This is a genomic window from Mesorhizobium sp. M7A.F.Ca.CA.002.15.2.1 (genome assembly GCF_003998715.1).
Classification (GTDB): domain Bacteria; phylum Pseudomonadota; class Alphaproteobacteria; order Rhizobiales; family Rhizobiaceae; genus Mesorhizobium; species Mesorhizobium ciceri.
Window position 1 is genome coordinate 1 of sequence record NZ_RZPI01000122.1, and the last position, 10,510, is coordinate 10,510.

The following is a 10,510-nucleotide window of genomic DNA, read 5'->3' on the forward strand; positions in this document are numbered from 1 at the left end:
TTGTGCACATCGTTGAGGCCGACGACGCCGGAAAGCACATGATCGACCCAGGGTCCAGCGGCATTGACCAGCAGGCGCGCCTTGATCTCCTCGGTCTCGCCGGTCTGCAGATCCTCGACCTGGACCGTCCACAAGCCGTTTTCGCGGCGCGCGCCGGTCACTTTCGTGCGGGTGCGGACCGTTGCGCCGCGGTCGGCGGCATCACGTGCGTTCAGCGCCACCAGCCGCGCGTCATTGACCCAGCCATCCGAGTATTCGAAGGCCTTCTTGAATAGCGGCTTCAAAGGCTTGCCGGCCGGATCCCTGGCCATGTCCAGCGTCCGGGTCGCCGGCAGCAATTTGCGCCCGCCAATGTGGTCGTAGAGGAAGAGACCGAGCCTGATCAGCCAGGCCGGGCGCAGGCCCTTGGCATAGGGCAGCACGAAGCGCATCGGCCAGATGATGTGCGGCGCGTTCTTCCACAGAACCTCGCGCTCCATCAGCGCTTCGCGCACCAAGCGGAATTCGTAGAATTCGAGGTAGCGCAGGCCGCCATGGATCAATTTGGTCGAGCCCGAGGAGGTCCCGCTGGCGAGGTCGTTCATCTCGGCGAGAAAGACGGAAAAGCCACGCCCGACGGCGTCGCGGGCGATACCGCAGCCATTGATGCCGCCGCCTATGACGAAAATGTCACGGATCGGAGATGCGTCCACAAATTCCTCCAGCGATTTCGCATTGCACCATTTTTGGGCTTTTACGAAACCGTGTCGGAATTATTTCGAAATGATAACGAATGTCAAACGAAATATCACGGGCGCGTGATATCAGCTGAAAACCGCCTAGGCGAGCGACGTCTCGATCAGCTGAACCTCGGCCTCCTGGCAGATCTTGCGCACCGAGGGGATGTCGCAGCGGTCGGTGATGAAGGTGTTGACCTGCGACAGATGGCCGATGCGCACCGGTGCGGTTCGCTCGAATTTGGTCTGGTCGGAAACCAGGATGACATGCCTTGCATTGGCGATGATCGCCTGCGCCACCTTGACCTCGCGAAAATCGAAGTCGAGCAAGGCCCCGTCATGGTCGATGGCGGATGCGCCGATCACCGCGTAATCGACCTTGAACTGCCTAATGAAATCGACCGCCGCCTCGCCGACCACACCGCCATCGGAACCGCGCACGACACCACCGGCGATCACCACTTCGATCGACGGATATATCCGCATCCTATTGGCAACATTGATGTTATTGGTGATGACCATGAGACCGTTGTGATCGAGCAACGCCTTGCTGACCGACTCGGTCGTGGTGCCGATGTTGATGAACAGCGAGGCGTTGTCGGGGATCAGCCTGGCTGCCGCACGGCCGATCGCCTCCTTCTCGTCGGCGGCAATCTTGCGTCTCGCCTCATACTCCATGTTCTCGATGCCGGAGGGGTACAGCGCGCCGCCATGGATGCGCGAGAGCAGCCGCTGATCGCACAAATCGTTGAGGTCCTTGCGTATGGTCTGCGGCGTCACATTGAAGTGGTTGGCCAGATCATCGACCAGCACGCGGCCGTGATCCTTGGCCATCTGGATAATCTCGGCATGGCGCGGCGACAGATACATGGGCAACCTCCCGTTTTCGTTTTTCTTGTCTATAGTCGAAAACGAAACCGATGAAAAGGCATAAGCCGGCTAACGAAATCAGCGACCCAGGCCACGTGCGATTTCAGTAATCACCACAAAAGCCGTTTCGACATCGGCGGCGGTCGCCTCGAACTGTCCGACCTGGAACCGGATTGCGATCAGTCCATCAACCTTCGTCTGCGTCAGGTAGATGCGGCCATCGTCGTTGATCGCATTGACAAGGCGCAGATTGTGCTCGTCCCCGTCGGTTGCGGTCTTGTGCCGGAACGAGAACAACGACAGCATCGGTTCGCTGACGATCTGGAAATCCGGCTCCCTTGCCAGCCGCGCCGCCAGCCCTTCGCTCCACGCGACATGATTGCGGATCATCGTGCGCAGGCGTTCCAGGCCATGGGCGCGCAGCAGGAACCATAATTTCAACGCGCGAAATCGCCTGCCGAGCGGTACCGACCATTCGGAATAGTTGATGATGCCGTCATGACCGTGCGTCTTCAGATAATCCGGCTTGATGGCCAGCGTCCTGACATGGCTTTCAGGGTCGCGCAGGAACTGGATCGAGCAGTCGAACTGAGCGCCCAGCCATTTGTGCGGATTGAAAACGATCGAATCGGCGCCTTCGACGCCTGTCCAGAAATGCCGATATTCCGGACAGATCATCGCCGATCCCGCCCAGGCGGCATCGACATGGAGATAAAGCCCATGCCGCCGTGCCACCTCGGCAACCGCAGCAATGTCGTCGGTGCCGCCAGTGCTGGTGCCGCCGACGCAAGCGATGATGCCCGCCGGCAGCATGCCGGCTTCCCGGTCGGCGACGATTGCCGCCTCGAGCGCGGCCGTGTCCATGGCGCGAAAGCGGCCGCTGACGGGAATGCGCACGAGATTGTCCTCGCCGATGCCGGACACCCAGATCGCCCGGTCGATCGACGTGTGCACCTGGTCGGAGGAGTAGATGCGCAGCCGCGCCTGCCCTGCCAGGCCCTGTTTGTTGCCTTGCCAGTCGAGTGCCCGTTCGCGCATGGTCAGCACCGCGGCCAACGTCGCCGATGAGGCTGAATCCTGGATTACGCCCGAGAAGCCTTCCGGCAGACCGAGCGCCTGGCGCATCCAGTCGACGGTGCGCGTTTCGAGTTCGGTCGCCGCCGGCGACGTCTGCCACAGCATGCATTGCGCGGCCATCGCCGAAACCAGATATTCCGCCACCACCGAAACCGGCGCCGCATTGGCCGGGAAATAGGCGAAGAAGCGCGGATGCTGCCAATGGGTCATTCCCGGCAGGATCTTCTCTTCGAAATCGGCGAAGATCCGGTCCATCGGTTCGGCGTCTTCGGGCGGCGAAACCTCGATGCTTCTAGAAATGGCGCCGGGTTCTACCAGTGGCCGCACGGGGCGGTCGCGCAGATTGTTGCGATAGTCAACGCCCCAGTCGGCGGCGCGCCGCGACCATTGCCGGAAATCATCATTGTTCATCCTGTCCTCCCGACATGATCCATCGCTACCATCCGTCGCGGTTGGTCTCTTATTAATTAACGCGTGAAATATATGCAACCAGCAAGAGATGCCGCACGCCTTAGCCAGGGAAATCCGGCAGGCTGGCAAAAGCCGTCTTCAGCGCATTCGACCAGCCATCGGAGATCGTGCGGTAATACTGGTCGTCCTGGCCGATCCGCTTCTTCAATCCGACCTTGAAAGCGTCCTTCTCCAGGAAGAGCAGGTCGAGCGGCAAGCCGACAGACAGGTTCGACTTCAACGTCGAATCGAACGACACCAAAAGCAGCTTCACCGTCTCGGCGAGGCTCATCGTCTTTTCGTAGGCGCGGATGATGATCGGCTTGCCGTATTTGGTCTCGCCTATCTGGAAGAACGGCGTGTCATCGGTCGATTCGATGAAATTGCCTTCGGGATAGATCATGAACAGGCGCGGCTCGCTGCCCTTGATCTGACCGCCGAGGATGAAGGACGCATTGAAATAGGAATCCGCCTTCTCGCCAGCGGGTGACGAATTGGCGATGACCTCCTTGACCGTGTCGCCAACAATGCGGACCGTTTGGTACATCGACGGCGTTTCGAGCAGTGTGGAATGTCTTTCGGAGATTGCCTTGGTGCGCTCGTCAAGCAGGCTGACCACGGCCTGCGTCGTCGCCAGATTGCCCGCCGACATCAAAACGATGACGCGTTCGCCCGGCTCTTCCCAGACATGCATCTTGCGAAAGGTGGAGATGGAATCCATGCCTGCATTGGTGCGCGTGTCGGACATGAACACGAGCCCGCGATCGATCTTCAGGCCAACGCAATAGGTCATGGAATCTCTTCTAGAGCAATTCCAGGAAAAGTGTGAAGCGGTTTTCCGTCCGGAATTGCGTTAAAACAAAGGGATAGAGCGGTTCGGGGTTCCTTGAAACGATGAACCGCTCGGCAGCAATCTTGCGGAGGATTACTGCTCCACCGTGACGGTGACCGCAAGCTGTTCTTCCGCCTGTCCCAGCCGAATTCCCGACACCGGCGTGGCGTCGCGGTAATCGCGGCCCGTCGCCACCTTTACATAGCGCTCGTCGGGCGAGATGCCATTGGCGGCATCGAAGGCAACCCAGCCGAGACCCGAAACATGCGCTTCGGCCCAGGCATGGCTGGCCGCCTGCTCGACCGTCGCATCCAGCATCAGATAGCCGCTGACATAGCGGGCCGGAAAGCCCATGGCACGGGCGGCGGCGGCAAAGATATGGGTATGATCCTGGCAGACCCCGGTCTTGAGCGCCAAGGCTTCCTCCGCCGGCGTCGTCGCATTGGTCGTGCCGGGCGTGTAGGCGACGCGCTCTCCGATGACAGCCGTCAGCCGGTGCAGCCGTTCGATGTCGCTGCCCTTGCCAACCGATGCGGCGAGTTCGCGGATACCGCTGCCGATCACCGTCAATGGTGTCTCATGGCTGTACAGCCAGAGCGGCGTGAAGCCCTGGTGTGGCCCCGAGACGCCCGCGGTGTCGCGCGTCACCACTTCGCCCGACGCCTCCACCGTGATGAAGTCGCGCTCGCCCTCGACGCTCAACAGCCTTGTGTCGTTGCCGAAATGGTCGACAAAGCGGACCTCTTCGCGCGCGCCTTCGATCGCCAGAGCCCAGGACAGAACGGTCTGCGTCGACCCGCTGACTGGAAGCAGCCGCAGCCGCTGCAACAGATAGTGCACCGGCGTATCGTAACGGTACTCAGTTCGGTGGGTAATCTTCAGCCGCATGCTTCTATTCCGTTTGTGAGCGCGATCTCCGGACAAACGGTTTCCGTTTGTCTAAGAAAACCGGCTCCACCTTTCGGGACCATGCTCAATTGAACCGATAATCTTGTGCGATTTCGTCGCCCAGCTTGGTGTTGTCGCGAATGAAATTGGCCAGGAATTCATGCAGCCCGGTATCGAAGATATCCTTGATCGACCCGGCTCTCAGCATTGTCTGCGTCTTCTCGGCCGTTGCGTGGCAGGCATGGCGCTCGCCGTAATCGTCGCCGAGGAATTTCAGATGCTCCGACAGGAAGCGATAGCAGAACATCAGCGAACGCGGCATGCGGACATTGAGGATCAGATAGTCGGCAATGTTGGTCGGCTTGTAATCAGCATCGTAGACCCAGCGATAGGAGCGATGCGCCGAGACCGAACGCAGGATCGATTCCCACTGATAATTGTCGAGCGTCGAGCCAACCCAGGAGATCGACGGCAGCAGCACATAATATTTCACGTCGAGGATGCGCGCCGTGTTGTCGGCGCGCTCGACGTAAGTGCCGAGTTGCGAGAAGTCGAAGATCTCGTTGCGCAGCATGGTGCCGTAGAACGAGCCGCGGATCAGCGCCGTCTCGCGCTTGATGGCGTCGAGCACGCTTGGCAGGTCGCGCTCGTCGATCGGCTTGGCCAGCATCCGCTTCAGCGCCATCCAGGCTTCGTTGATGCTTTCCCAGGTCTCGCGCGTCAGCGCGGTGCGCACCATGCGGGCATTGTTGCGGGCTGTCTCGATGGACGACATCGTGCTCGATGGGTTCGACGTGTCGCGCAACAGGAAGTCGGCGACATTGGCGGCGGTATAGTCGGAATATTTCTGGCTGAAGGTGACGTCGGAACCAGCGCTGAGCAGCACCGAATTCCACTCTTCCGAGGCGCTTTGGGTGCGGGTCAGCGCCATGCGCAGGCCGGCATCGACCAAGCGCGCCATGTTTTCCGCCCGCTCGATATAGCGGTTCATCCAATAGAGCCCGTTTGCGGTGCGGCCTAAAAGCATGAAGTGGCCCTTCGGGCTAGTGAGTAGCGAATAGTGAGCAGTGAATATTAAGCAATTGAATCTCAATGAAATATGGCATTTCCTGTCCCTCTATTTCCGCTACTGACTACTGACTATTCCCTACTCACTCGTCTCAATCATCCAACACCCAAGTATCTTTCGTCCCGCCGCCCTGCGACGAGTTCACAACCAGCGAACCTTCCTTCAACGCGACGCGTGTGAGGCCCCCAGGCACGATCTGGATGCGGTCGGAGACCAGCACATAGGGCCTGAGATCGACGTGGCGCGGCGCCAGCCCTTTTTCCGTCAGGATCGGGCATGTCGACAGCGCCAGCGTCGGCTGGGCAATATAATTCGATGGCTTGGCCGCCAACTTCTTGGCGAAGGTCTCGCATTCCTTCTTGGTTGCCGCAGGCCCGACCAGCATGCCGTAGCCGCCGGAACCGTGCACTTCCTTGATCACCAGCTCGTCGATGTGTTCGAGCACGTATTTCAGGCTGTCGGGCTCCGAGCAGCGCCAGGTCGGAATGTTGCCCAGGATTGCCTTGCGACCGGTGTAGAACTCGATGATCTCGGGCATGTAGGAATAGATCGCCTTGTCGTCGGCTATGCCGGTGCCCGGCGCATTGGCGATGGTGATGTTGCCGGCGCGATAGACATCCATGATGCCGGGTATGCCGAGAGCGGAATCCGGACGGAACGTCAGCGGGTCGAGGAAAGAATCATCGACGCGGCGGTAGAGCACATCGATCTGCTTGTAGCCTTCCGTCGTGCGCATGGCGACATGGCCGTCGACCACGCGCAGGTCCTGGCCTTCGACCAGTTGCACGCCCATCTGGTCGGCAAGGAAGGCGTGTTCGAAATAGGCGGAATTGAAGCTGCCGGGCGTCAGCACCGCAATGGTCGGCGCACCTTTGGTGCTTTGCGGCCGCACCGCCGCCAGCGACTGGCGCAGAAGCTGCGGGTAGTTTTCCACCGGCCGCACCTTGATCTTCTGGAACAGCTCGGGGAACAGCTGCATCATCGTCTCGCGGTTCTCCAGCATGTAGGAGACGCCGGACGGCGTGCGCGCATTGTCCTCCAGCACGTAGAACTCGTCCTCCGAGATGCGGACGATGTCGACGCCGATGATGTGGGTATAGACGCCGGCCGGCGGCCTGACCCCGATCATCTCCGGCAGGAATGCCTCATTCCTGGCGATCAATTCCCTGGGTACGCGCCCTGCCCGCAGGATTTCCTGGCGATGGTAGATGTCGTCGAGGAAGGCGTTCAGCGCCTGCACGCGCTGCTCGATGCCCTGCGTGAGGCGCCGCCATTCATTGCCTGAAATGATGCGGGGAACGATGTCGAACGGGATCAGCCGCTCGGAGGCTTCTTGCTCACCATAGACGGCGAAGGTGATGCCGGTCTTGCGGAAGACGCGTTCAGCGTCCTGCATCTTCTCGGTCAGCCTGGCTGGATCCTGCTCCTTCAGCCAGCGATCATACGCCGAATACGGTCTTCTCAATCCGGAGACTTCCGGAAGCATTTCATCGAACGCTGCCAATCGCATACTCCCCTGTGACGCCATTTCACTGGCGTCGCCGGAGAAAATCAAGCGCAATCGGTGATTTGGGAGATACGGGCGATCAGTATGTTGCGCCTGCCTAAAATTGAGGCAGCTGAAATATGACCTTGATCAGCCTTTGCCTCGTGCCCGGGCAAATGCGTTTACCGGCTAGAAAGCACGGAACGTGACGACGGTGAACGTGTCCTTGATGCCGGGGAGAATCTGCACCTTTTCGTTGACGAAATGGCCGACGTCTTCCTCGTCGTCGACATAGAATTTGGCGAGCAGATCGTAGTTGCCGGCGGTGGAGTAGATTTCCGAGGCGATCTCGGCATCGGCAAGCGCGCTGGCAACCTCATAGGATTTGCCGAGCTCGCATTTGATCTGCACGAAAAACGCCTTCATGGCTTCGTCCCGCTAAACGTCCAAGTCCAGCGGCCCTTCTGGCAGACTGGAGGCGGGCTTTCAAGCGCTGGAATCCGTACTCTGCCGGCCCAGGCCTGGGCTGCGACCTGCCGCAGCTCTCCGCCAGCATGCAACCTGCCGCCGAGCGCCAGCGATTATTCGCGATCGCTGAAACCGCGATGCGCTGCCAAGCGTATGTTATGATGCGTCTTCGGACAGCACCATTTCAAGGGAAGATGTTTCGCGGGACAACGGAGACAGGCCATGCGCCGCGCCTTTTTCGCATTCGCAGTCGTTCCATTCCTCTGCGTGTCGTCGGCATTGGCCGGCGATGCCGAGATCAAGGCAGGCCAGTCCGTCATCGACGGTCAGCTAAAGGCCCTCATCGCCAATGACGGCGCCACCGCCTACAGCTTCGCCGCCCCGAATGTGAAGCGGATCTTCCCGACCGTCGATGCCTTCATGAACATGGTGACCAACGGCTATCCGCCGGTGCGCAAGCCGCAGACTTATTCCTTCGGCAAGGTCGAGGAGACCGGTCCGGGTTCGATCGTCCAGCAGGTGCTGATCGTCGGCCCCGATGGCAAGGATTACGAGGCGGTCTATACGCTGCAGCAGCAGCCCGACGGCACGTTCCAGATCACCGGCTGCAGCCTGCGCGCCTCGAATTCGCTCAGCACTTGAGGCCTTACAGCAACGGGATATCGCCCCTCGCCCAGCCCTCGGTGATTTCGGCGCCGCGCGCCTCGAAGGTGCCAGCCTCGATCGCAGCGCGGATGTCCTGCATCAGTTTCTGGTAGTAGGACAGGTTGTTCCACGTCAAAAGCATGGCGCCGAGCGCTTCCTGCGAGCGCACCAGATGATGCAGATAGGCGCGTGAGTAGTCACGGGCGGCCGGGCAGTCGCTTTCCTCGTCGAGTGGGCGCGGATCGTCAGCATGGCGGGCGTTGCGCAGATTGACCTTGCCGCGCCTTGTATAGGCGAGGCCGTGGCGGCCGGCCCGTGTCGGCATCACGCAGTCGAACATGTCGATGCCGCGCGCCACCGACTTCAGGATATCGTCAGGCGTGCCGACGCCCATCAGATAGCGCGGTTTGTCCGCCGGCAGCTCCGGACAGGTGATGTCGAGCATCTCGAGCATCACCGCTTGCGGTTCGCCGACGGCCAGGCCGCCGACCGCATAGCCCTTCAACTCCATCGCGCTCAGCGCCTGCGCCGATCGCACCCGCAGCGCTGCGTTGTCGCCGCCTTGCACGATGCCGAACATCGCCTTGCCCGGCTGGTCGCCGAACGCCGTCTTGCAGCGCTCGGCCCAGCGCAGCGACAGCTCCATGGCGCGCTCGATCTCCTTCATTTCGGCCGGCAGCGCCGTGCATTCGTCGAGCTGCATCTGGATATCGGAATCGAGCAGCCCCTGAATCTCGATCGACCGCTCCGGCGACATCTCGTAGGCGGCGCCATCGATATGCGAGCGGAAGGTGACGCCCTTTTCGGTCAGCTTTCTCAGCTTCGACAGCGACATGACCTGGAAACCGCCACTGTCGGTCAGGATCGGATGCGGCCAGCGGGCGAATTCATGCAAGCCGCCGAGCCGCGCCACACGCTCGGCGCCTGGCCGCAGCATCAGATGGTAGGTGTTGCCAAGGATGATGTCGGCGCCGACGCCGCGCACCTGGTCCATATACATCGTCTTGACGGTACCGCCGGTGCCGACCGGCATGAAGGCTGGCGTGCGGATTTCGCCGCGCGGCATGTCGATCACGCCGCGCCGCGCCTTGCCGTCGATTGCCAGAACCTTGAAGCTGAACTGCTTAGCCATTGAATTCCTTGTCGTGGACCGGGGCGTCCGGCGCCTGCTTGTCGAGCGACTGGCGGTAGTGGATGCAGCCGCGCATGAATTTTGGCCAGGGCGGCACGGCGATCGATGGTTCGGTTTTTTCCGGCAGCAGGTCCCACAGATCGGGGTGATGCCAGCACAATTCATGGCCGGTGGAATCGCGGTGCTGGCGAATGCCGGCGCGCAGTTTTTTCACTTCCGCGATCAGCGCATCGCGGTCAAAGGCTTGCAGATCATCGTCCATCGCTCGTCTCCGCTCGGAAAAGCAGGCTTGCGTCGCCATAGGAATAGAATCTGTAACGGTTCTCGATCGCATGGGCATAGGCCGCGCGCATCGTGTCGAGGCCGCTGAAGGCCGAAACCAGCATGAACAGAGTCGAGCGCGGCAGATGGAAATTGGTCATCAGCATGTCGGCGGTGCGAAAACAGTAGCCGGGCGTGATGAAGATATCGGTCGGGCCGGACCACGCAGCCAGAGTACCGTCCTCACGCGCCGCACTCTCCAGCAGACGCAGCGAGGTCGTGCCGACAGCAACGATGCGCCCGCCCCTTGCTCTTGCGGCATTCAGGGCGTCCGCAGTGGCTTCGCTGACCGACCCGGTCTCGGCATGCATCTTGTGGTCGGCGGTGTCGTCCGCCTTGACCGGCAGGAACGTACCGGCGCCGACATGCAAGGTGACGAAGCGGCGTTCGACGCCTTTGGCGTCAAGCGCTGCAAAAAGCTCCGGCGTGAAATGCAGGCCCGCTGTCGGAGCCGCGACGGCGCCTTCCTCGCTTGCATAGATGGTCTGGTAATCGGCCCGGTCGCGTTCGTCGTCGTCGCGTTTCGAGGCGATATAGGGCGGCAGCGGAATATGGC

Annotated in this window: 12 protein-coding genes; 1 reads left to right on the plus strand and 11 read right to left on the minus strand. The window is 60.9% G+C overall.

All coding sequences use genetic code 11. The features are described 5' to 3' along the window. The 8 genes from ENZ74_RS09930 to ENZ74_RS09965 all read right to left on the minus strand — a co-directional run. On the minus strand, positions 1–692 hold a 692-nt coding region (locus ENZ74_RS09930), incomplete at its 3' end, for a glycerol-3-phosphate dehydrogenase (protein ID WP_127312752.1). A gap of 126 nt (positions 693–818) precedes the next feature. Further along, positions 819–1,586 (minus strand): DeoR/GlpR family DNA-binding transcription regulator, encoded by a 768-nt coding sequence (locus ENZ74_RS09935; protein ID WP_013531814.1) that lies wholly within the window; start codon positions 1,584–1,586, stop codon positions 819–821. Positions 1,587–1,664: 78 nt separating this feature from the next. Then, positions 1,665–3,074: an aspartate aminotransferase family protein gene (locus ENZ74_RS09940; RefSeq protein ID WP_063167944.1), complete on the minus strand. Its 1,410-nt coding sequence runs from the start codon at positions 3,072–3,074 to the stop codon at positions 1,665–1,667. A 100-nt stretch (positions 3,075–3,174) separates the two neighbouring features. After that, a complete protein-coding gene (locus ENZ74_RS09945) occupies positions 3,175–3,906 on the minus strand; it encodes a peptidase (protein WP_013531816.1) in 732 nt (243 codons plus the stop codon). A 132-nt stretch (positions 3,907–4,038) separates the two neighbouring features. Continuing rightward, positions 4,039–4,833 (minus strand): transglutaminase family protein, encoded by a 795-nt coding sequence (locus tag ENZ74_RS09950; protein ID WP_063167943.1) that lies wholly within the window; start codon positions 4,831–4,833, stop codon positions 4,039–4,041. 85 nt (positions 4,834–4,918) lie between these two features. Beyond that, positions 4,919–5,860, minus strand: coding sequence for an alpha-E domain-containing protein (locus tag ENZ74_RS09955; protein WP_024503501.1), 942 nt, complete (start codon positions 5,858–5,860; stop codon positions 4,919–4,921). Positions 5,861–5,993: 133 nt separating this feature from the next. Further along, positions 5,994–7,406 carry a circularly permuted type 2 ATP-grasp protein gene (locus ENZ74_RS09960; RefSeq protein WP_024503502.1) on the minus strand — a complete coding sequence of 471 codons (1,413 nt, stop codon included), beginning with the start codon at positions 7,404–7,406 and terminating at the stop codon, positions 5,994–5,996. Between the two features lie 171 nt (positions 7,407–7,577). Continuing rightward, on the minus strand, positions 7,578–7,814 hold the full coding sequence (locus ENZ74_RS09965) for an Lrp/AsnC family transcriptional regulator (RefSeq protein WP_010909609.1): 237 nt from the start codon (positions 7,812–7,814) through the stop codon (positions 7,578–7,580). Positions 7,815–8,078: 264 nt separating this feature from the next. On the opposite strand from ENZ74_RS09965, the gene ENZ74_RS09970 reads away from it, so the two are divergent. After that, positions 8,079–8,498, plus strand: a complete 420-nt coding sequence (locus ENZ74_RS09970; RefSeq protein ID WP_063167942.1) for a DUF4864 domain-containing protein — start codon at positions 8,079–8,081, stop codon at positions 8,496–8,498. 4 nt (positions 8,499–8,502) lie between these two features. Here the strand turns inward: ENZ74_RS09970 and tgt are convergent, their stop codons facing one another. The 3 genes from tgt to queA all read right to left on the minus strand — a co-directional run. Next, positions 8,503–9,633, minus strand: coding sequence for a tRNA guanosine(34) transglycosylase Tgt (gene tgt, locus ENZ74_RS09975; protein WP_024503503.1), 1,131 nt, complete (start codon positions 9,631–9,633; stop codon positions 8,503–8,505). Further along, entirely contained in the window at positions 9,626–9,895 is a 270-nt protein-coding gene (locus ENZ74_RS09980; protein ID WP_013531822.1) for a hypothetical protein, read from the minus strand. The genes tgt and ENZ74_RS09980 overlap by 8 nt, the downstream gene beginning before the upstream one ends. Further along, positions 9,885–10,510 (minus strand): tRNA preQ1(34) S-adenosylmethionine ribosyltransferase-isomerase QueA (queA, locus tag ENZ74_RS09985; RefSeq protein WP_127312753.1); only part of this gene is annotated, 626 nt, incomplete at its 5' end. The genes ENZ74_RS09980 and queA, both read right to left, overlap by 11 nt.